The following is a 20,851-nucleotide window of genomic DNA, read 5'->3' on the forward strand; positions in this document are numbered from 1 at the left end:
TAACAGTTATCGGTAACATTGTCCTGCTGGGGCAAAAGAGAAGCAATATCCAAACGTGCGCGAAGTGAATAAGTGTGAGCTACTTCAAATTTGTCAGTTCAAATAGATCCACCCGGTGACAAGGTGAAACCTAAATCTAACATTTTAGGGGTAACCGTCTCTCCACGAATGCGCGCCAGCAGGCGTTCTGCACCAATGCGGCCCATGCGTTCACGCGGTGTTAGAACGCTCGCCAGACGCGGCTCCATCACCTGACCGATGTCGTGACCGTGGAAGCCGGCAATCGCCATGTCATCAGGGATCTTCAGCCCCAGACGCTGGCATTCAAACGCTGCACCGACCGCAAGGTCATCGTTGGTACAGAAAATACCGTCCAGTTGCGGATACTCGCGTCGTGCCTGACGCATCAGCTCAATACCCGAGGTGTAAGATGAGGACTGCTCCACCATCACGCTGTACGGGGTTAAATTTGCGTCGAGCATCGCCTGCTCGTATCCCTTCTGTTTGATGATAGTACGTTCATCAAGACGCGCACCCAGATAGGCAATATGACGATGACCGCGGGCGATGATCGCCGCTGTCATCTGACGTGCCGCTTCAAAGTTATCGAACCCAACGGCGATGTCGAGGCATGGCGACTGGCTGTCCATGAGCTCCACCACCGGAATACCGGCGACTTCAATCATTTTGAGCGTGCGGGCAGTGTGGGTACGCTCGGTTAAAATCAGGCCGTCAATGTTCCAGGAAAGCATTGATTCAAGACGTTCCTCTTCCAGTTCCGGCTTGTACCCATAGTGAGCGAGCATGGTCTGGTAGCCAAACGCATCGGTAACGCTTTCAATGCCGCGCAGAACTTCAGCGAAAACCTGGTTGGTCAGGGAAGGAAGCAGAACGCCCACCGCACGGCTGGTCGCATTGGAGAGAATATCGGGGGCGCGGTTGGGAATATAACCCAGTTCATCAAGGGCGGCGGCAATCTTGCCACGCAACGCCACGGAAACCTGTTCCGGGTTACGTAAAAAACGGCTGACCGTCATTTTGGTCACACCGACGCGATCGGCGACATCCTGAAGTACGGGGCGTTTCTTTTTCATCGTCCTGAGAAATCTTGAAGTGAGAGATTTGCTCAGTTTATCACGGACAAAGCTCAACCTTCCCCGTTTAAAGGGAAGGTTGAGAAATTATTTAGACCGGAGGCAGGTCAAACAGCAGGATTTCGCTTTCGCTGTCGGCGTGCACGGAGAGCGCCTGCTCATCCCAGACGGCCAGACCATCGGCGGTGGTGGCTTTGGTGCCGTTGATAGACACTTCCCCTTTCACCACCTGGATCCAGACGCGGCGGTTGGCGGCAATCTGGTGCACGGACTGCTCGTCTTTCGCCAGCGCCCAGCGGTACAGCTCCATATCCTGATGCACTTTCAGGGAACCTTCACGCGCGTCCGGGGACAGCACCAGCTGTTTGCCCTGTTTCGCGTCGAAGCGGCGCTGCTCGTAGCGTGGCGTGATGCCGGTCTCTTCTGGAATGATCCAGATTTGATACAGGTGCAGTTTTTCCGTTTTGCTCGGGTTGTACTCAGAGTGACGCACCCCGGTACCCGCGCTCATAATCTGGAACTCGCCCGCTGGAACCTGCTCTTTGTTGCCCATGCTGTCCTGGTGCTCAACCGCCCCTTCCAGCACATAGGTCAGGATTTCCATGTCTTTGTGCGGGTGGGTACCGAAGCCCTGGCCTGCATCAATCACGTCGTCGTTAATCACGCGCAGAGCGGAGAAGCCCATGAAGTTCGGGTCGTAGTAATCGGCAAACGAGAATGAATGCCATGAGTCCAGCCAGCCATGATTTGCGTGACCGCGTTCGTTTGCTTTGCGTAAGTAGATCATTGTTTTCACCCTCAGTTCGTTTCGATGGAGTAAGTGTGGACTCAAACGGTCGGGGATCATAGAGGGTGAAAATTGACTCCTCTGTTCAAAAATTATGAACAAGCCCAGAGGAGCCGTTTTTGCTTATTTCGCGAGGGTTACCGTGGCAGGAGAAGCCTGCTCGAAGGCCCGCTCAAGGATTTCAAGGTTGGTCAGAACGTCAGATTCCTTGACGTAATTCGGCGCGCCGCTGGTAAGGGTTTCATACAGCGCATCGTAGACGCGGCCATAGTCGCCGGTTTCCGGTTTCAGCTCTTCTTTGACCGTTACGCCCTCATCGTTCACATACTCCAGCACGCCCACGGAATCGTCCGCCGCAAAGCCCGGTTCGCCCGGCATGATGTTGGCCTTCAGGCTGGTCTCCTGCTGGTCAATGCCGTACTTAATGAACGAACCTTTGGTGCCATGAACGATAAATTTTGGGTAGTCGATTTTCACCAGATGACTGGTTTTAACGATAGCCTTAAGGTCGCCGTAGAACAGCTGCGCCTCGAAGGTGTCGTCCGGGTTGGCTTTATTGCGCAGGCTGCGGATGTCGTAAGCCACGTGGTCCGGGCGGCCAAACAGGGAGATGATCTGGTCCATGGTGTGCACGCCCAGACCATAGAACGAGCCGTCCTGCGGCAGGCCGGGCTGGGTTTCCGCCACCGGGCGGTAGTAATCGAAGTGGCTTTCGATTTCCACAATGTCGCCAAGCTTGCCGCTCTCAATCGCCTTTTTCGCCGTCAGGAAACAGCTGTCAAAGCGACGGTTCTGATACGGTGTGACGGTCAGCCCTTTGTTTTTCGCCAGCGTAAACAGCGCTTTCGCTTCGGCAATGGTCGGGGTGAACGGCTTTTCCACCAGCACGTTCTTCCCCGCTTCGAGCGCGCGTTTCGCATAGTCAAAATGGCTGTCGGCATGGGTGCAGACTACCACCAGCTTTACCTGCGGGTCATTCAATACTTCATCGAGATCGCTGGTGAAGTGAATGTGGGAGTACTGCGGGGACTGCTCTTCCGGCTTCGCGCGGCGGCGGTAAATATGGGCCACATGCCAGGTGTCTTTACGGTGGAGGACATACGGAAGGTGGTAACGCGTGGTGCTTTTGCCAAATCCAATAAATGCGCAATGTAGTGTCATGGCTCAGTCCTTTTAGAAGGTTACTGAGTTTAACCATAACAAAAAAAAAGCCAGCGAGAAGCTGGCTAAAGTAATACTGGAAGCAATGTGAGCAATGTCGTGCTTTCAGGTTCCCGTAGGGGTCCTCCTGAATGCAAAGCAATAATAATCATTCTCATTCGCACTTGTCCAATACTTTTTGCAAAAAATAGCGGTTGACTCAAATTTTAAAGTCATTGATGTTGGAGGGGACTTTTAACCGACTGAGGAACAAGCAATGAGTGAGATAGTGATACGCCACGCTGAACCGAGAGATTACGATGCCATTCGTCAGATCCACGCCCAGCCGGAGGTGTACCACAACACGCTACAGGTTCCTCATCCCTCAGAGCAGATGTGGCATGACCGGCTAACCGATCAGCCCGGCATTAAACAGCTGGTGGCTTGTATCGACGGGACCGTCGCCGGGCACCTGTGCATTGCCGTCGCACAACGCCCGCGTCGCAGCCACGTTGCCGATTTCGGTATTTGTGTGGGTGCGCAATGGCAAAATCGGGGCGTTGCCAGCGCGCTGATGCGAACCATGATTGATATGTGCGACAACTGGCTGCGCGTCGATCGCATTGAGTTAACGGTATTTGTTGATAACGAACCGGCAATCGCGGTGTACAAAAAGCACGGGTTCGAAATTGAAGGCACCGGCAAGCGCTACGCCCTGCGCAACGGCGAATATGTGGACGCGTACTTCATGGCGAGAATGAAGTGACACACTCCCCTCTCCCCTATGGGGAGAGGGTTAGAGTGAGGGGAATAATCAGTACCCCGCCGTCAAATCATCCACCGAACGCGGATCCGACGCGCCAAACAGCGCGCCGTCTGGCCCCACCATAATGCTCTGGGTGCTGCCCATCGCCTCTTTCACAGCCACCTTCTGTCCGCGCTGCTCCAGCAGCTTGATGGTGTCCGGGCTAAAGCCCTTCTCCACGCGCAGCTCGTCCGGCAGCCACTGATGATGGAAACGCGGCGCATTGGTCGCCTCGGCGACGTTCATGCCAAAGTCGATGCTGTTCACCACCATCTGTAGCACGGTAGTTATGATGCGGCTCCCGCCAGGGCTGCCGGTCACCAGCCAGGTTTTCCCGTCTTTCACCACGATGGTTGGCGACATGGACGACAGCGGACGCTTCTTCGGCCCCACCGCATTCGCATCGCCGCCGACCAGTCCGTAGACGTTCGGCACGCCCGGCTTGGCGGAGAAGTCATCCATCTCGTTGTTCAGCAGAATGCCGCTGTTGCCCGCTACGATCCCGGTACCAAAGGTAGTGTTGAGCGTGTAGGTCACCGCCACCGCATTGCCGTCTTTATCCACCACCGAGAAGTGGGTGGTCTGGTTGCTTTCATACGGCGCCAGCTTGCCGGGGCGGATCTCGCTCGACGGCTTAGCCTTGTTGATGTCGATCTGATCGGCAATGGATTTTGCATACGCCTTGTTGGTCAGCGCCTGCCACGGCACCTTCACGAAGTCCGGATCGCCGAGGTATTCCGAACGGTCGGCATAGGCGCGTTTTTCCGCCTCCGCCATCACCTGCATGGCATCCGCGCTGCCGAAGCCGAACTTGTGCATATCAAAGTTTTCAAGAATATTGAGGATCTGCACGATGTGAATGCCCCCGGAGGACGGCGGCGGCATGGAGAACACCTCGTAGCCGCGATAGGTGCCGCTAATCGGCTCGCGCTCCACCGCCCTGTATTCCGCCAGATCCGCTTTGGTGATAAGCCCGCCGTTCTTCTGCATCTCTTCGGCAATCTGGTCGGCAATCGCCCCTTTGTAGAACGCGTCCGGGCCGTGCTCCGCAATCAGCTCCAGGCTTTTGGCGAGATTCTTCTGTACCAGCTTATCGCCCTTCTTCAGCGGCTCACCGTCCTTCCAGAAGATCGCCTTGCTGCTTTCGTGATTGGGAATGACTTCACTGCCGTAGGTCTTGAGGTCGTCCGCCAGGGCGTCATTGACCACAAAGCCCTCCCGCGCCAGCCTGATGGCAGGCTGCACCACCTTGTTCAGCGGCATCGTGCCGTATTTTTCCAGCGCCAGCGAGAAGCCCGCAACGGTGCCCGGCGTGCCGGAGGCGAGGTGCGAGGTCAGGGATTTTTTACTGTCCGGGTTCCCCTGGTCGTCGAGGAACATATCGCGGGACGCCTGAGAAGGCGCCATTTCGCGGAAGTCGATGGCCGTAGTTTTGCCGTCTTTGGTGCGCAGCATCATAAAGCCGCCGCCGCCCAGATTCCCTGCCTGCGGATGCGTTACCGCCAGCGCGTACCCGACCGCGACCGCCGCATCCACCGCGTTACCGCCCTGCTTAAGAATATCAACGCCCACTTGGGTCGCCAGCGCGTCAACCGAGGCCACCATGCCGTGCGTGGCCCGCACGGGGTGAAAAACATCCTCCTCCACGCCGTAAGAGACGGGAGGAGCGGCGGGCGGGTTGGCCGCCACGGTAAATGTGCCGCCTGCCATCAGCGCGGCGATGGCGACCCAGCGCAAGAAGGTTGGTTTCATCATTATTGTTCTCCAGGTGAAGGGATCCATATTCCCCGCTTAAGCCTGGTTCACAACTCCTAAAAAATCATCGTCATGGTGAAATCAGGGTAAACTTAAGAGAGGCCTCAAGAGGAGGAAATGACAATGAAACGCTTGATGATTATTGCGGCGCTGATCCCGTTTGCCGCGCTCGCACAGCCACTCAACACCATGAATAACCCGAACCAGCAGGGTTACGTTATCCCGAGCCAGCAGCGCATGCAGACCGAGATGATGAGCCAGCAACAGCAGCAGAAAGGGATGCTCAATCAGCAACTGAGAACGCAGACCCAGATGCAGCAGCAGAGCCTGCAAAACCAGATGAACGCCAACACCCAGCGGGTGCAGCAGGGTCAGGTGCGCGAGCAGCCGCTGCCAAATAAAAACGGCGGGATGTTAGGGGGCGGGATGTCGCAAAGCAGCGGTCAGCAGCATATGCTGCCGACCCAGCAGAACGGCAGTATGCTCAATAAATAAATTTCGGGCCGATCTGGTCAATCGCATCGGTACAGATACTGTCCACGCCCCAGCGCAGCAGCTCGGCTGCGCGCTGGGGTTTGTTAATGGTGTAGACCAGAATATGCAGACCCGCTTCTTTCAGCATTTTCACCCGCGACTCATCCAGCAGCTTGTGGTTCAGATGGATAGAGACGCAGCCTAAGCGGCCCGTCAGTTCACGCCAGTCCTCACGCCACTCGTCCAGCAGCAGCCCGCGCGGCAGCTCAGGTACGGCTGCCTGTGCGGCCTCCAGCGCGTCGATGTCAAACGACGACAGCAGCGGCGCGGTCATGCCTTCCCACAGCTCGCGCGCGGCAAGGGCAATCACTTTGCCCGTCAGCGGCCCGGTGCCGGTGGTCGGTTTGATTTCGATGTTCGCCATCATGCCGTGCTGGCGACAGCGATCGGCCACTTCCGCCAGCAGGGGCAGCGGTTCGCCTTTGAACTCGCCGCTATACCAGCTTCCGGCGTCCACCTTCAGCAGATCGCGCCACGGCAGTTCACCCGCCACGCCCCAGCCGTTGCTGGTGCGTTCAAGATTGTCGTCATGCAGCAGGAAAATTTCGCCGTCCTTCGACAGCTTGGCGTCGAACTCGATCATCGTGTGGCCGTAGCGCGCGCCGACATCGATCGCCGCCAGGGTGTTTTCCGGGGCCAGCTTACCGCCGCCGCGGTGGGCGACGACGTGGGGATAAGGCCAGTTGCTCATACTCGTTGTCCTGTTTCACCGTCAAAAAGGTGCAGATGGTTTTCCGGCAGGTGGAGCCACAGCGTGCTGCCCGCTTTCGGGCGCTCCTGATGCGCCAGGCGCACCACCATTTTTTGCTCGCCCCAGCGCCCATGCGCCAGGTTATCTGCACCCAACATCTCCAGCGTGTCCATCACCAGCGGCACGCCGCCGTCCGCCTGTGAGGTTAAACCAATATGCTCGGGGCGGATACCGAGCGTCATCTTACGCCCGGCGTAGCCACGATAGTACCAGTTGATCGGCAGCGCCATCCCGCTTTCCAGTTCAAAGTGGGTGCCCGCGCTGCTGATGCGCCCTTCCAGCAGGTTCATCGCCGGGCTGCCGATAAAGCTCGCCACAAAGCGGGTGGCCGGTTTTTCGTACACTTCCACCGGGGTGCCAATCTGCTCGGCAACGCCTTTGTTCATCACCATTACGCGCTGGGCGAGAGTCATGGCTTCGACCTGATCGTGGGTCACGTACAGTGACGTGGTTTTCAGACGACGGTGCAGCTGCTGCAATTCGAGGCGCATCTGCACGCGCAGCTTGGCGTCAAGGTTAGACAGCGGCTCGTCGAACAGGAATACCGCCGGGTCACGCACGATAGCGCGCCCCATTGCCACGCGCTGGCGCTGGCCGCCGGAGAGCTCGCGCGGGCGGCGCTTCAGCAGGCCGTCGAGTTCCAGAATGCGGGCGGCTTCTTTCACGCGCTCCTCGATATGGCCTTTGCCCATGCCGCGGATTTTCAGCCCCCAGGCCATGTTCTCTTCCACGCTCATGTGCGGATAGAGGGCGTAGTTCTGGAACACCATCGCGATGCCCCTGTCTTTCGGCTCCATCTCGGTGACGCGCTGGCGGTCAATCCAGATGTCCCCCGAGGTCACGCGCTCCAGCCCCGCCACCATGCGCAGCAGCGTGGACTTCCCGCAGCCGGACGGGCCGACCATCACGATAAATTCGCCGTCCGCCACGTCGAGCGTCAGCGGCTGAATGACCTGGGTTTTACCGTCCCAGCTTTTGGTAACTGCCTGAAGTTTTAAACCTGCCATCTTATTTCTCGCTATCGACCAGGCCGCGGACAAACGCGCGCTGCATGGCTAAAACAATGACTACGGGTGGGATTAGGGTGAGCAGCATCGCCGCCATCACCTGGTTCCAGAGGGTGGTGCCTTCACCGGTGGCGATCATGCCTTTGATGCCCGCCACGGCGGTGCCGAGGTTGACGTCCTGAATAATCAGCAGCGGCCACAGGTACTGATTCCAGCCGTAGATAAAGGTGATCACAAACAGCGCCGCAAGGTTGGTTTTCGACAGCGGCAGCACGATGTCGCGGAAGAAGCGCATCGGGGAGGCGCCGTCGATGCGCGCGGCCTCAATCAGCTCGTCCGGCAGGGTCATAAAGAACTGGCGGAACAGGAAGGTGGCGGTCGCCGAGGCCATCAGCGGCAGGGTTAAGCCCGCGTAGCTGTCCAGCATCTTCAGGTTGGCAATCACCTCCACCGTCGGGAAAATACGCACCTCCACCGGTAGCATCAGGGTGATGAAAATCATCCAGAAGAACAGGTTACGCAGCGGAAAGCGAAACCAGACAATGGCGAAGGCCGAGAGCATCGACACCGTAATTTTGCCAACCGTAATGCCGAACGCCATGATGAAGCTGTTGAGCATCATCAGCCAGAACGGCGCACTGTTGGCGCCCACGCCCTGGGTCCAGATGGTTTTCATGTTCTCGAAAAGATGCCCGCCCGGGATCAGCGTCATCGGCGTGTCGAACACCGCTTTAGTGTCCAGCGTGGCGGCGACAAAGGCCACGTACAGCGGGAACAGGATGACGATAATCCCTAAAATCAGCATGGTGTGGCTGAAAATCGTCAGCCCGCGACGGTTCTCAATCATTGGTAGCGCACCTTACTTTCAACATAGCGGAACTGCACCACCGTGAGGATGATGACGAGGAACATCAGCACCACCGACTGCGCGGCGGAGGCCGAGAGATCCAGCCCGGCGAAGCCTTCACGGTAGATTTTGTAAATCAGCGTGGTGGTCGCCTGGACCGGGCCGCCCGCGGTGGCGGCGTCGATCACCGGGAAGGTGTCGAAGAAAGCGTACACGAGGTTAACCACCAGCAGGAAAAAGCTCACCGGGGCGATCATCGGCAGGGACAGCCTGAAGAAGCGGCGGATCGGCCCTGCGCCGTCAATCGCGGCGGCCTCCACCAGCGAGCGCGGGATGGACTGCAGCGCGGCAAAGAAGAACAGGAAGTTATAGCTGATCTGCTTCCACACCGAGGCGAACACCACCAGGAACATCGCCTGACCGCTGTTCTGGGCGTGGTTCCAGTCGTAGCCGAACTCTGCCAGGAAGTGAGTAATCAGCCCGCGTCCGGGGTTAAACAAGAAGATCCACAGCACAGCGGCAACGGCGGGGGCCACGGCGTAAGGCAGCAGCATCAGGGTCTGATACAGGCGGCTGCCGCGCACCACGTAGTCCACCAGCGCGGCGAAAAACAGCGAGGCAACAAGGCCGCTGACGGTCACCAGCGCGCTGAACCTGATCGTCGTCCAGAAGGAGTCCAGGTAGTAGCTGTCATGGAATAGCGCGGTAAAGTTGTCCAGCCCGACGAACTGGCTGGAGAGCCCGAACGGATCGACGCTTTGTACCGAGTACCACAGCGCTTCGCCCGCAGGCCAGATAAAGAAGATAACGGTGATGACCAGCTGAGGCGCGACCAACAGGTACGGCAGCCAGCGGGAGCGAAACACCGGACGGGATGAGGACATGGAGATTGGGTTCCTGAACAATGCCGGGTGGCGGCTGCGCCTTACCCGGCCTGGATGGGGCACGTCGTAGGCCCGGTAAGCGCAGCGCCACCGGGCGAATCACAAATTACGATTTCGTCGACTGCTCAAAGCGGCGCAGCAGCTGATTCCCGCGCTCTACTGCGGAATCCAGCGCCTGCTGTGGCGTTTTCTTCCCGGTCCACACGCTTTCCAGCTCTTCATCCACGATGGTGCGGATCTGCGGCATGTTGCCCAGACGGAGGCCTTTAGTGAACGGCAACGGCGGCTTGTTCAGCATCTGACGCGTCGCGATGTCCGCACCCGGGTTTTTGCTGTAGAAGCCCTGCTCGCGGGTCAGATCGTACGCGGCTTTGGTGATCGGCAGGTAGCCGGTCTTCTGGTGCCACTCGGCGGCATTTTCCGGCTTCGCCAGGAAGTCGAGGAACTCGGCGACGCCTTTGTAGGTGCCCTTATCTTTACCCTGCATCACCCACAGGCTCGCCCCGCCGATGATGGCGTTCTGCGGCGCGCCTTTTACGTCGGCGTCGTACGGCATCATGCCCACGCCGTAGTTGAATTTGGCGTAGTGGCGGATATCCGCCAGCGAGCCGGACGAGGCGGTGGTAATGGCGCAGTCGCCGTTGTAGAACTTCTCGGTGGATTCGTCTTTACGCCCGAAGTAGCTGAAGTCGCCCTTCTTGTTCAGATCGGCAAGCAGCGCAATGTGCTTCACCTGCTCCGGTTTGTTGAACTCGAGTACCGCATCGGTGCCATCGAAGCCGTTGTTTTTGGTGGCAACCGGCAGGCCGTGCCAGGCGCTGAAGTTCTCAATCTGGATCCAGCCCTGCCAGCCGCTGGCGTAGCCGCACTTCATGCCCGCCGCTTTCAGCTTCGCGGTGTATTCGGCCAGGTCCTGCCAGGTTTTTGGCGGCTGCTCCGGATCTAAACCGGCTTTTTTGAAGGCGTCTTTGTTGTAGTACAGCACTGGCGTGGAGCTGTTAAACGGCTGGGACAGCAGGTGACCGGTTTTGGAATCGGTGTAGTAACCCGCTACGGTCGGCACGAACTGGGATTCATCGAAGTTGATACCCGCCTCTTTGAACACTTCATACACCGGCTTGATAGCTTTCGAGGCCATCATGGTGGCGGTGCCCACTTCATACACCTGTAACAGCGCAGGCGCGTTGCCGGTACGGAAGGCGGCGATGCCCGCGCTCAGGCTCTGCTCGTAGTTACCTTTGTACACCGGCACAATTTTGTAATCCGGGTGGGTGTCGTTGAAACGCTGCGCCAGGGAGTCAACCTCTTTACCCAACTCCCCTTCCATGGAATGCCAGAACGGAATGGTGGTCACAGCCATTGCGTTCGTCGCAAAAGCCAGACCCAGTGCCAGACCCAAAGCTGTGTGTCGTAACGATGTCATTGTCATCTCTCTTATTGTGCCGGATGCGCGATATCACGCGTTTTATGCTCGCGAGGTAACATGACATGCTCGAATGACAGAAAAATAACTGTTTGTTTACAGATAAGTGACAGTAAAGGGTCAGGGGGATGATGGTTGTGTGAAGGGAATTAGGTGCTTCATTGGGTGCGGTCTGGTGCCCTCACCCCGGCCCTCTCCCACAGGGAGAGGGAGAAAACACTAAAAAAGGCAACTTGCGTTGCCTTTTTGCTTTTATCTAACCGCCTAAATACGCGCTCCGCACCGCTTCGTTCGCCAGCAGCGCGTCGCCGGTGTCTTCTAGCACCACGCGGCCGTTCTCCAGCACGTAGCCACGGTCAGCGAGCTTCAGCGCCTGGTTGGCGTTCTGCTCGACGAGGAAGATGGTCATCCCCTCTTTGCGCAGCTGCTCGATGGTGTCGAATATCTGCTGGATGATGATCGGTGCAAGACCGAGCGACGGCTCGTCCAGAAGCAGCAGACGCGGCTGGCTCATCAGCGCTCGGCCAATCGCCAGCATCTGCTGTTCACCGCCGGACATGGTGCCCGCACGCTGAATGCGGCGCTCCCACAGGCGCGGGAAGAGTTCGTACACCCACTTGATGCGGGTCTGGTATTCATCGCGGTGAGCGAAGAACCCGCCCATCGCCAGGTTCTCTTCCACCGTCATGCGGGAGAAGACGCGGCGCCCTTCCGGGACAATCGCCACCGCCTCACGCATGATTCTGGCGGTCTGCCAGTCGGTAATGTCTTTACCATCGAACACAATCCGACCGCTGGTGGCGCGCGGGTCGCCGCACAGGGTGCCGAGCAGCGTGGTTTTGCCCGCGCCGTTGGCGCCAATCAGGGTGACGATTTCACCCTGATTGATGTGCAGGCTGACGTCGTGCAGCGCCTGGATCTTGCCGTAGTGCGCATTGACCTTGTCGAACGTTAACATCGCTTTTTCCATCTTATGCCTCACCAAGGTATGCGCGGATCACGTCCGGGTTGTTGCGGATCTCTTCCGGCGTGCCGTTTGCCAGCGGCGTGCCCTGGTTAACCACGTAGATACGGTCCGAAATACCCATCACCAGCTTCATGTCGTGCTCAATCAGCAGGATGGTGGTGTCGTGATGATCGCGCAGCTCGGCAATCAGCTCGTCCAGCTCTTTGGTCTCTTTCGGGTTGAGGCCCGCCGCCGGTTCGTCGAGCATCAGGATCTCCGGCTGGGTCACCATGCAGCGCACAATCTCCAGTCGACGCTGGTCGCCGTAGGCCAGGTTGCTCGCCTGACGGTTGGCGTGCTGCAGCAGGCCGATGCGGTCGAGCCAGGTGGCGGCACGATCGAGCGCCTCCTCCTGCGCGCGGCGGAAGGCCGGGGTTTTCAGCAGGCCGGAGAACAGGCCGGTTTTCAGCTGCTGATGCTGTGCCACCAGCAGGTTCTCAATCACCGTCATCTCGCGGAACAAACGCACGTGCTGGAAGGTACGTACCACGCCCATGCGGGCAATCTGCTGGCCCGGCAGCCCTTCCAGGTGCTGGTCGCGCAGCATGATGGTGCCGCCCGTCGGCTTGTAGAAGCCGGTCAGACAGTTAAAGACCGTGGTTTTCCCCGCGCCGTTCGGGCCAATCAGGGAGACGATCTCTTTTTTATGCAGGTCCAGGTTCACGTTGTTGACCGCCAGCAGGCCGCCAAAACGCATCATCAGACCGTTTACGGATAATAATGGCTGACTCATGCCTGCTCTCCTTTCGCTTCCACATTCTTAAGCTTCAGCTGTGGACGCGTCATCGGCAGCAGACCCTGCGGACGCCAGATCATCATCAGCACCATCAAACCACCCAGCATCAGCATGCTGTATTCGTTAAAGTCGCGCATCAGCTCGCGAGAGACCACCAGCAGGATGGCCGCGAGGATAACGGCGAACTGCGAGCCCATCCCGCCGAGTACCACAATCGCCAGCACAAAGGCCGATTCGGCAAAGGTGAACGACTCGGGGCTGACGAAGCCCTGACGCGCGGCGAACAGCGTGCCGGCGAAACCGGCAAACGCGGCGCTGATGGTGAACGCGGTCAGCTTGATGCGGGTCGGGTTCAGGCCCAGAGAGCGGCAGGCGATCTCATCTTCGCGCAGCGCTTCCCACGCTCGGCCCAGCGGCATGCGCAGCAGGCGGTTGATCACGAACAGGGTGATGACCACCAGCAGCAGCGCCACCAGATAGAGCCAGATCACGCGGTCGGACGGGTCATATTTGATGCCAAAGAAGTTGCTGAAGGTATCCCAGCCGCCTTCGCGGGCGGTACGGCTGAACTCCAGGCCAAAGAAGGTCGGTTTTGGGATCTGGCTGATGCCGTTCGGGCCGCCGGTCACTTCGGTGTTGTTGAGCAGCAGGATACGGACGATTTCACCGAAGCCTAAGGTCACAATCGCCAGGTAGTCACCGCGCAGGCGCAGCACCGGGAAGCCGAGCAGGAAGCCTGCGGCGGCAGAGACCAGCCCCGCCAGCGGCAGGCAGGTCCAGAAGCCCAGGCCGTAATAGTGGTTCAGCAGCGCAAAGGTATACGCGCCGATAGCGTAGAAACCGCCGTAGCCCAGCACCAGCAGGCCGGACAGCCCCACCACCACGTTCAGACCGAGGCCGAGGATCACGTAAATCATGGTCAGGGTGGCGATGTCCACCGTGCCGCGCGACACCATAAACGGCCACGCCACGGCAGCCACCAGCAGCGCCACGAGGAACAGCTTCTGTTTTACCGTTGTACCGTCGATCGCCGGCAGGACGAATTTCGGTCCGGAGACATTTTTCAGCGTCTTCTGGAACAGCGGGCGCAGCAGCTGGAACAGGAACACCACGGCGGTGCCGATAAAGACCCACTGCCAGCGAATATCAGCTGCAGTATCGACAACGAGTTTGGTGCCATTCAGCTCAAGCTGGACGCCCATAAAGACGCTGGCCAGCACGAAGAACATGGCGGCAGAGAGCAGCGCCATAGCAAAATGCATCGGTTTCATACTTTCTCTACCTCCGGACGGCCCAGAATACCGGTAGGCATCACCAGCAGAACCAGAATCAGCAGGGCAAACGACACCACGTCTTTATATTCGGTGCTCAGATACGCCGAGGAGAGCGCTTCCGCCACGCCCAGGATCAGGCCGCCGATCATCGCGCCAGGGATACTGCCGATGCCGCCCAGTACCGCCGCGGTGAAGGCTTTCATCCCGGCCATAAAGCCGATGTACGGGTTAATTACGCCGTAAAACTGGCCGAGCAGCACGCCAGCCACCGCCGCCATCGCCGCGCCAATCACGAAGGTCAGGGCAATTATGCGGTCGGTGTTGATGCCGAGCAGGCTCGCCATCTTCAGGTCTTCCGCGCACGCGCGGCAGGCGCGTCCCATGCGGGAGTAGCGGATGAACAGGGTCAGAGCGAGCATGGCGACAAAAGTTACGACCCAGATCACCAGCTGCATCGTGGTAATAGAGGCAGAGAAGTTTTCGCTGGCCCCCACAATCCACTGGCCGTTAAACAGGCTTGGCAGCGCCACGTCGCGCGAACCTTCAGTCAGGCTGACGTAGTTTTGCAGGAAGATCGACATCCCGATCGCGGAAATCAGCGCAATAAGACGCTTGGAGCTGCGCACCGGCCGGTAGGCCACGCGCTCGATGCTCCAGCCGTAGGCGCTGGCGATCACGATCGCACCGACAAACCCGGCGGCGACCAGCAGCCAGCTGCTGTCGATGCCCATCATCATCAGCGCGGCGATAATCATAAAGGAGACGTAGCTACCGATCATGTACACCTCGCCGTGGGCGAAGTTGATCATGCCGATAATGCCGTAAACCATCGTATAGCCGATGGCGATCAGCGCGTAGGTGCTTCCCAGCGTGACGCCGTTAAACATCTGCTGCAGGAAATAGAGAAACTGCTCGGACATATGCAAACCTTTTTATATCCGCCCGTCATGCCGGGCGGTGGGATAATTATTTGGCGGCCGAGGATGAACCGTCGGCGTGCCACTTAAAGACACCAAACTCAAATCCCTTCAGATCGCCTTTCTCATCCCAGTTCAGCGGCCCAATCACGGTGTTCGCCCCGTCTGCTTTTAAATCTTTCACCAGATCCAGCGGTTCTTTGCTGCCGGTACGATCCAGCGCGGTGGCCAGAGACTGCACGGCGGCGTAGGTGATCCAGACGTACGGACCACTCGGATCTTTCTTCTGCGCCTTGAGCGCATCCACGATAGCCTTGTTGGCCGGATCCTGGTCATAGCGTTTTGGCATCGTCACCAGCATGCCTTCGGCAGAATCCCCGGCGATGTTGGACAGGGAGGCATTGCCCACGCCCTCAGGCCCCATAAACTGGGTTTTCAGACCGGTGGCGCGCGCCTGACGCAGCATCTGGCCCATCTCCGGGTAGTAGCCGCCGTAGTAAACAAAGTCGATGTTCTCTTTTTGCAGGCGGGCGATCAGCGCGGAGAAATCTTTTTCACCGGCGGTAATCCCGTCGAAGAAGACGATGTTTGCGCCGCCTTTTTTCAGGCCGTCCTGAACGGAGCGCGCCAGGCCTTCGCCGTACTGCTGTTTGTCATGAATAATGGCGATACGCTGGGGCTTAACGGTCTCAAGGATATATTTGGCGGCGGTGGGCCCCTGCGAGGAGTCCAGCCCCGCGGTACGCATGATGTGCTGGTAGCCGCGCTGGGTCAGCTCCGGGTTGGTAGCGCCAGGGGTGATCATCAGAATGCCTTCGTCTTCGTAGATGTCAGACGCGGGCTGGGTGGACGACGAGCACAGATGGCCGATCACATACTGGATGCCATCGTTGACGATTTTGTTGGCGACGGCAACGGCCTGTTTCGGATCGCAGGCGTCGTCATATTCTACGCCCACCAGCTTGTCGCCCTTGATGCCGCCCTTAGCGTTGATGTCTTTGATGGCCTGGCGCGCACCGTTGAACTCCATGTCCCCCCACTGGGCAACCGGTCCGGACATCGCACCCACTACCGCAACTTTAATGTCTTCCGCCATGGCAGCGTGCGAGATCGACAGTGCGACCATCCCCGCGATTAACGTCTTCGCGTTCCTTTTCATCTCTGAATCCCCATTCGTGATGTCGTGTTTATATTTTGTTTTATTATGGTTAAAAAGCATTCTGTACTTTTAATGAACAACGCTATTTTTACCAGTGCCTTTAATGGTTTAGCGCAGGTTTTTGTCAAAAACCAGACTAAAATCTCTATTTTTCAGGCGATTAAGCAAAGATAATATTCTGAAATCAGGCAGAGATAAACAACTAAAAGTGCAGTTTGCAGCATAAAATAACGGTACAAAGCGCCGAATAAATCACTACCCATCAGGTTAAAATTCTGCGTATTTTTCGATCCATGTGTTTTCAAACTGCCCAACGCGTTGCTAAAAAACTAATCACCTGGCGTATGAGAATAAAAAGAGGAAGCCGCTAAGTGAATAAATTGAGTACACTGCCTCTACTCAATTTGATTTGGACAAGTAGCTAATGAAACTGACTATCGTGCGTCTGGTGACCTTTAGCGACCAGGATCATATCGACCTGGGCAAGATCTGGCCGGAATATTCCCCTTCTTCGCTACGCGTGGATGAGACCCACCGTATTTATGCTGCGCGTTTTAACGAGCGCCTGCTGGCCGCGGTTCGCGTCACCCTGAGCGGTACAGAAGGGGCGCTGGACTCGCTGCGCGTACGTGACGTCACCCGTCGTCGCGGCGTGGGACAGTATTTAGTTGAAGAAGTGATCCGCGAAAACCCGAGCGTGACATCATGGTGGATGGCCGACGTGGGCGTGGAAGACCGAGACGTCATGGCGGCGTTTATGCAGGCGTTAGGCTTTACGGCGCAGGAGAGCGGGTGGGAGAAGCGCTAAAAGAAAGCCGGGTGGCGGCTGCGCCTTACCCGGCCTACAATTTCTACCGCATTTTCCCAAGCATTTCGTGTTGCAGGAAGGCGGCAAGTTATGAAATCCCCGGGAGCTTACATAAGTAAGTGACCGGGGTTGAATAACGCAGCCAACGCACCTGCGGCGCGAAAGGCGACGGGAAAATTATTTGGCGTCTGTCGCCGTGCCATTGGCATGCCAGTCAAACACGCCGAACTCGAAGCCTTTCAGGTCGCCCTTCGCGTCCCAGGAGAGAGGCCCCATGACGGTCTCGACCGTGTTCGCTTTCAGCCAGGTGGCAATCTCAGCCGGATCGGCTGACTGATTCAGACCTGCCTGCAGAGACTGCAGCGCTGCGTAGGTGGTCCAGACGAACGCGCCGCTTGGATCCTGCTTCTTCGCCTTGATGGCATCTACGATAGGTTTGTTCGCTGGCACCTGGTCGTAGTTCTTCGGCTTGGTCACCAGCAGACCTTCGGCAGATTCACCCGCGATGTTAGACAGGGAAACGTTCGCCACGCCTTCCGGGCCCATGAACTGGGTTTTCAGACCCGCAGCGCGCGCCTGGCGCAGGATCTGGCCCATTTCCGGGTGGTAGCCACCGTAGTAAACGAAATCGATATTCTCTTTCTTCAGACGCGCCACCAGGGTGGAGAAGTCTTTCTCGCCGGCGGTGATCCCGTCAAAGAAGACCACGTTGGCATTGCCTTTTTTAAGACCGTCCTGCACCGCACGGGCCAGACCTTCACCATACTGCTGTTTGTCGTGAACAATCGCGATACGCTGCGGCTTCACTTTTTCCAGAATGTACTTAGCCGCCGTTGGGCCCTGATCGGAGTCCAGACCGGTGGTACGCAGGGTCAGCTTGTAGCCGCGCGCGGTCAGCTCCGGTGCGGTCGCAGCCGGGGTGATCATCAGGATACCTTCGTCTTCGTAGATGTCAGACGCGGGCTGAGTAGAAGAGGAGCACAGGTGACCGATAACGTATTTGATGCCGTCGTTGACCACTTTGTTCGCCACCGCGACCGCTTGCTTCGGGTCACAGGCATCGTCGTATTTTACGATCTGCAGTTTTTCGCCCTTGATGCCGCCCTTAGCATTAATGTCTGCAACTGCCTGTTCTGCGCCCGTAAATTCCTGGTCGCCGTACTGTGCTACCGGACCGGACATTGCGCCCACCACGGCCACTTTAATATCTGCCTGCGCCATGGTGCTGAATGCCAACGCGATACATCCTGCCAGTAACGCTTTACCCTTCATGTTCATCCTGAGATTCCCCATTATTATGGTTATTACGATTGTTGTGATGTTGTTGTGCAGCGCTTTATTTCAGTTATTGGTGTGCTGTTCGCGCTTTTTCAGCATACTCTGCTAAAACATACCCCATTTTTATGATTTTGGAATAGCTAATTTGAAATGAATATATGATAAGCCCGACAGGATTTACCGCCGGGCTGGTGGCTTTAACGTGTCAGCGACGCGGAGATAATGTCCAGCGCTTTACGGAACTGCGCTTCGGGGATGGTAAGCGGATAGAGGAAGCGGATCACGTTGCCGTAAACGCCGCAGCTCAGGAGCAGCAGCCCTTCGTTCAACGCGCGCTCCTGCACCTGCCGGGTGAATTCCGGCGACGGTTGCCCGGATTGCGGATCGTTAAACTCTACCGCGACCATCGAGCCCTGGGCACGGATGTCGGCGATGAACGGGCAGTTTTCCTTCGCTTTGTTGAGCACTTCTACCAGATGATGGCCGAGGTGCGCCGAGCGCGTGCAGAGATCTTCCTCATCAATCACGTCCAGCACCGCGTGCGCCGCGGCAATCGCCAGCGGGTTACCTGCGTAGGTACCGCCCAGACCGCCAGGTGCAGGCGCGTCCATCACCTCGGCGCGGCCCGATACCGCTGAGAGCGGCATCCCGCCCGCGAGGCTTTTTGCCATGGTGATCAGGTCCGGCTTCACGCAGTGGTGTTCCATCGAGAACAGCTTGCCGGTGCGGGCGAAGCCGCTTTGCACCTCGTCGGCAATCAGCAAAATTCCGTGGGTATCGCACAGGGCGCGCAGCGCCTGCATAAAATCAGCGGGCGCAATGTTGAACCCGCCCTCTCCCTGAACCGGTTCGAGAATAATGGCCGCCACCTGGTCTGGGGCGATATCGGCCTTAAAGATGCGCTCCAGGCTTTTTAATGCTTCCGCCGTGCTGATGCCGTGCAGATCGTCAGGGAATTGAGCGTGGTATACCGAACCGGGGAACGGGCCGAAACCCAGCTTGTACGGCGCGACCTTACCGGTCAGCGCCATGGTCATAAAGGTGCGACCGTGGAACGCGCCGCCGAAGGTGATAAGGCCGGGGCGTCTGGTATACGCGCGGGCAATTTTGACCGCGTTTTCGACCGCTTCAGCACCCGTCGAGAAGAAGGCGGTTTTGGCCGGGCCGTTAATCGGCACGCGCTGGTTGATGCGCTCGGCAAGCGCCACATAGCCCTCATACGGCACAATCTGGTAGGCCGTGTGGGTAAAAGCGTGGAGTTGTTTTTCGATAGCGGAGATAACTTTGGGATGGCGATGGCCAGTATTCAGCACCGCGATCCCGGCGGCGAAGTCGATGTACTCATTGCCTTCCACGCCCCACACCGTGGCGTTTTCGGCTTTATCAGCATAGAAGTTACACATCACGCCGATGCCGCGCGGCGTCGCCTGTAAACGCCGGTCATTCAGTTCGTTATTTTTCACCCTGACCCCCTGAGAAAATCGCCTGCTTAGCGCATCAGTAAGTGTTTGCCAGGGGGGAGAAATTCGCCAGAGCGGGCGCTAAAAAAACAAAACCCCCGAATTTGCATTCGAGGGCTCTCGGTGTACTTCGCAGTAATTACGCTTCGATAGCGGCGCGAAGTTTTTTCATGGCGTTCTTTTCAAGCTGACGGACACGTTCAGCAGAAACGCCGTAGCGGTCGGCCAGCTCCTGCAGCGTGGACTTGTTGTCTTCGTCCAGCCAGCGGGCGCGGATAATGTCCTGGCTACGCTCGTCGAGGCCTTCCATCGCATGGGTCAGCTTGTTCGCGGCCTGATCTTCCCAGTTGTCCTCTTCAATGCCGTCGGCAAAGTTAGAGGTTTTATCCTGCAGATACAGAACCGGTGCCATCGGCTGGCTGTCGGAGGCGTCGTCGTCGGAGGACATATCAAAGGTCATGTCCTGCGCGGCCATACGGGATTCCATCTCACGGACGTCTTTGCTGGATACACCCAGCTCGCGCGCCACCATTTCCACTTCATCCTGATTGAACCAGCCCAGACGCTGCTTGGTTTTACGCAGGTTGAAGAACAGCTTACGTTGCGCTTTTGTCGTGGCGACTTTCACGATACGCCAGTTGCGCAGCACGTATTCATGAATTTCTGCTTTGATCCAGTGTACGGCGAAGGAGACCAGTCGCACGCCCACTTCCGGGTTAAAGCGACGTACAGCCTTCATCAGGCCGATGTTACCTTCCTGAATCAAGTCCGCCTGCGGCAGGCCATAGCCCGCATAGTTACGAGCAATGTGAACAACAAAGCGCAGGTGAGACAGGATCAGCTTTTTCGCTGCTTCCAGATCGCCCTGGTAATGCAGCTTTTCAGCAAGCTCCTTTTCTTCCTCGGCCGTTAACATCGGCCAGGTGTTCGCAGCCCGGATGTAAGATTCCAGGTTACCAACAGGGGCTAAAGCTAAAGTTTGCATTTCTTTGGTCATTCATTCCTCTCAATGTTTCTTCTGGTCCAGGCTGTCCCCGTCAGGCAACAACCATGCCAAAGCGTTTGAGCAACGAGATTAGCATTCACTCTTTTATCAGACAGTGATTTTATCCACAAGTTCCAGGTGCAACGGTGAATAAATTACGCACAAAATGTGACATGGAGATGATAACAGGGGAAGAGACAA

Annotated in this window: 20 protein-coding genes; 3 read left to right on the forward strand and 17 right to left on the reverse strand. The window is 57.6% G+C overall.

The window, feature by feature from the left end; all coding sequences use genetic code 11:
• Window positions 1-98 precede the first annotated feature (98 nt).
• From gntR to IM303_RS18285, 3 genes are all read right to left on the reverse strand, one after another.
• Window positions 99-1,094: a gluconate operon transcriptional repressor GntR gene (gntR, locus tag IM303_RS18275; protein ID WP_021242747.1), complete on the reverse strand. Its 996-nt coding sequence runs from the start codon at window positions 1,092-1,094 to the stop codon at window positions 99-101.
• Window positions 1,095-1,185: 91 nt separating this feature from the next.
• A complete protein-coding gene (locus IM303_RS18280) occupies window positions 1,186-1,881 on the reverse strand; it encodes a pirin family protein (protein WP_003861565.1) in 696 nt (231 codons plus the stop codon).
• A gap of 123 nt (window positions 1,882-2,004) precedes the next feature.
• Window positions 2,005-3,042 carry an oxidoreductase gene (locus IM303_RS18285; protein WP_049137655.1) on the reverse strand — a complete coding sequence of 346 codons (1,038 nt, stop codon included), beginning with the start codon at window positions 3,040-3,042 and terminating at the stop codon, window positions 2,005-2,007.
• A 256-nt stretch (window positions 3,043-3,298) separates the two neighbouring features.
• On the opposite strand from IM303_RS18285, the gene yhhY reads away from it, so the two are divergent.
• Window positions 3,299-3,787 (forward strand): N-acetyltransferase, encoded by a 489-nt coding sequence (gene yhhY / locus IM303_RS18290; RefSeq protein ID WP_028015158.1) that lies wholly within the window; start codon window positions 3,299-3,301, stop codon window positions 3,785-3,787.
• A 48-nt stretch (window positions 3,788-3,835) separates the two neighbouring features.
• On the opposite strand, the gene ggt is transcribed toward yhhY, so the two are convergent.
• Complete coding sequence (ggt, locus tag IM303_RS18295; protein WP_193360150.1) at window positions 3,836-5,581, reverse strand: gamma-glutamyltransferase; 1,746 nt, start codon at window positions 5,579-5,581, stop codon at window positions 3,836-3,838.
• Window positions 5,582-5,704: 123 nt separating this feature from the next.
• On the opposite strand from ggt, the gene IM303_RS18300 reads away from it, so the two are divergent.
• Window positions 5,705-6,076 (forward strand): DUF2756 family protein, encoded by a 372-nt coding sequence (locus IM303_RS18300; protein WP_045260950.1) that lies wholly within the window; start codon window positions 5,705-5,707, stop codon window positions 6,074-6,076.
• On the opposite strand, the gene ugpQ is transcribed toward IM303_RS18300, so the two are convergent.
• From ugpQ to livK, 10 genes are all read right to left on the reverse strand, one after another.
• Window positions 6,066-6,806: a glycerophosphodiester phosphodiesterase gene (gene ugpQ / locus IM303_RS18305; protein WP_048998292.1), complete on the reverse strand. Its 741-nt coding sequence runs from the start codon at window positions 6,804-6,806 to the stop codon at window positions 6,066-6,068. The two genes, IM303_RS18300 and ugpQ, sit on opposite strands and share 11 nt — an antisense overlap.
• Window positions 6,803-7,873 carry a sn-glycerol-3-phosphate import ATP-binding protein UgpC gene (locus IM303_RS18310; protein WP_028015154.1) on the reverse strand — a complete coding sequence of 357 codons (1,071 nt, stop codon included), beginning with the start codon at window positions 7,871-7,873 and terminating at the stop codon, window positions 6,803-6,805. Before IM303_RS18310 ends, ugpQ begins: the two co-directional genes overlap by 4 nt.
• A 1-nt stretch (window position 7,874) precedes the next feature.
• Window positions 7,875-8,720: a sn-glycerol-3-phosphate ABC transporter permease UgpE gene (ugpE, locus tag IM303_RS18315; protein ID WP_028015153.1), complete on the reverse strand. Its 846-nt coding sequence runs from the start codon at window positions 8,718-8,720 to the stop codon at window positions 7,875-7,877.
• Entirely contained in the window at window positions 8,717-9,604 is an 888-nt protein-coding gene (gene ugpA / locus IM303_RS18320) for a sn-glycerol-3-phosphate ABC transporter permease UgpA (protein WP_193360151.1), read from the reverse strand. Before ugpA ends, ugpE begins: the two co-directional genes overlap by 4 nt.
• 106 nt (window positions 9,605-9,710) lie before the next feature.
• The gene (gene ugpB / locus IM303_RS18325) at window positions 9,711-11,027 is read right to left on the reverse strand and encodes a sn-glycerol-3-phosphate ABC transporter substrate-binding protein UgpB (RefSeq protein ID WP_023310025.1); all 1,317 of its coding nucleotides are present in this window, start codon (window positions 11,025-11,027) and stop codon (window positions 9,711-9,713) included.
• Between the two features lie 256 nt (window positions 11,028-11,283).
• Window positions 11,284-11,997, reverse strand: a complete 714-nt coding sequence (gene livF, locus IM303_RS18330) for a high-affinity branched-chain amino acid ABC transporter ATP-binding protein LivF (protein WP_008500102.1) — start codon at window positions 11,995-11,997, stop codon at window positions 11,284-11,286.
• Window position 11,998: 1 nt separating this feature from the next.
• On the reverse strand, window positions 11,999-12,766 hold the full coding sequence (livG, locus tag IM303_RS18335) for a high-affinity branched-chain amino acid ABC transporter ATP-binding protein LivG (protein ID WP_028015149.1): 768 nt from the start codon (window positions 12,764-12,766) through the stop codon (window positions 11,999-12,001).
• The gene (locus IM303_RS18340) at window positions 12,763-14,040 is read right to left on the reverse strand and encodes a high-affinity branched-chain amino acid ABC transporter permease LivM (protein WP_045631383.1); all 1,278 of its coding nucleotides are present in this window, start codon (window positions 14,038-14,040) and stop codon (window positions 12,763-12,765) included. The genes livG and IM303_RS18340 overlap by 4 nt, the downstream gene beginning before the upstream one ends.
• The gene (livH, locus tag IM303_RS18345) at window positions 14,037-14,963 is read right to left on the reverse strand and encodes a high-affinity branched-chain amino acid ABC transporter permease LivH (protein WP_048998298.1); all 927 of its coding nucleotides are present in this window, start codon (window positions 14,961-14,963) and stop codon (window positions 14,037-14,039) included. Before livH ends, IM303_RS18340 begins: the two co-directional genes overlap by 4 nt.
• Before the next feature lie 46 nt (window positions 14,964-15,009).
• Window positions 15,010-16,119 (reverse strand): high-affinity branched-chain amino acid ABC transporter substrate-binding protein LivK, encoded by a 1,110-nt coding sequence (gene livK / locus IM303_RS18350; protein WP_193360152.1) that lies wholly within the window; start codon window positions 16,117-16,119, stop codon window positions 15,010-15,012.
• Window positions 16,120-16,543: 424 nt separating this feature from the next.
• Here livK and panM point away from each other — a divergent pair, with 424 nt between their 5' ends.
• On the forward strand, window positions 16,544-16,927 hold the full coding sequence (gene panM, locus IM303_RS18355) for an aspartate 1-decarboxylase autocleavage activator PanM (RefSeq protein WP_193360153.1): 384 nt from the start codon (window positions 16,544-16,546) through the stop codon (window positions 16,925-16,927).
• Window positions 16,928-17,104: 177 nt separating this feature from the next.
• Here the strand turns inward: panM and livJ are convergent, their stop codons facing one another.
• The 3 genes from livJ to rpoH all read right to left on the reverse strand — a co-directional run bounded on the left by livJ (window position 17,105) and on the right by rpoH (window position 20,662).
• Window positions 17,105-18,205 carry a branched chain amino acid ABC transporter substrate-binding protein LivJ gene (gene livJ / locus IM303_RS18360; protein WP_072201786.1) on the reverse strand — a complete coding sequence of 367 codons (1,101 nt, stop codon included), beginning with the start codon at window positions 18,203-18,205 and terminating at the stop codon, window positions 17,105-17,107.
• Window positions 18,206-18,402: 197 nt separating this feature from the next.
• Window positions 18,403-19,668 (reverse strand): 4-aminobutyrate--2-oxoglutarate transaminase, encoded by a 1,266-nt coding sequence (locus IM303_RS18365; RefSeq protein WP_193360154.1) that lies wholly within the window; start codon window positions 19,666-19,668, stop codon window positions 18,403-18,405.
• A gap of 136 nt (window positions 19,669-19,804) precedes the next feature.
• The gene (gene rpoH, locus IM303_RS18370) at window positions 19,805-20,662 is read right to left on the reverse strand and encodes an RNA polymerase sigma factor RpoH (RefSeq protein ID WP_028015143.1); all 858 of its coding nucleotides are present in this window, start codon (window positions 20,660-20,662) and stop codon (window positions 19,805-19,807) included.
• Window positions 20,663-20,851: the final 189 nt, after the last annotated feature.

It is taken from the genome of Enterobacter cloacae complex sp. P38RS (assembly GCF_014930775.1).
Taxonomy (GTDB): Bacteria; Pseudomonadota; Gammaproteobacteria; order Enterobacterales; family Enterobacteriaceae; genus Enterobacter; species Enterobacter bugandensis.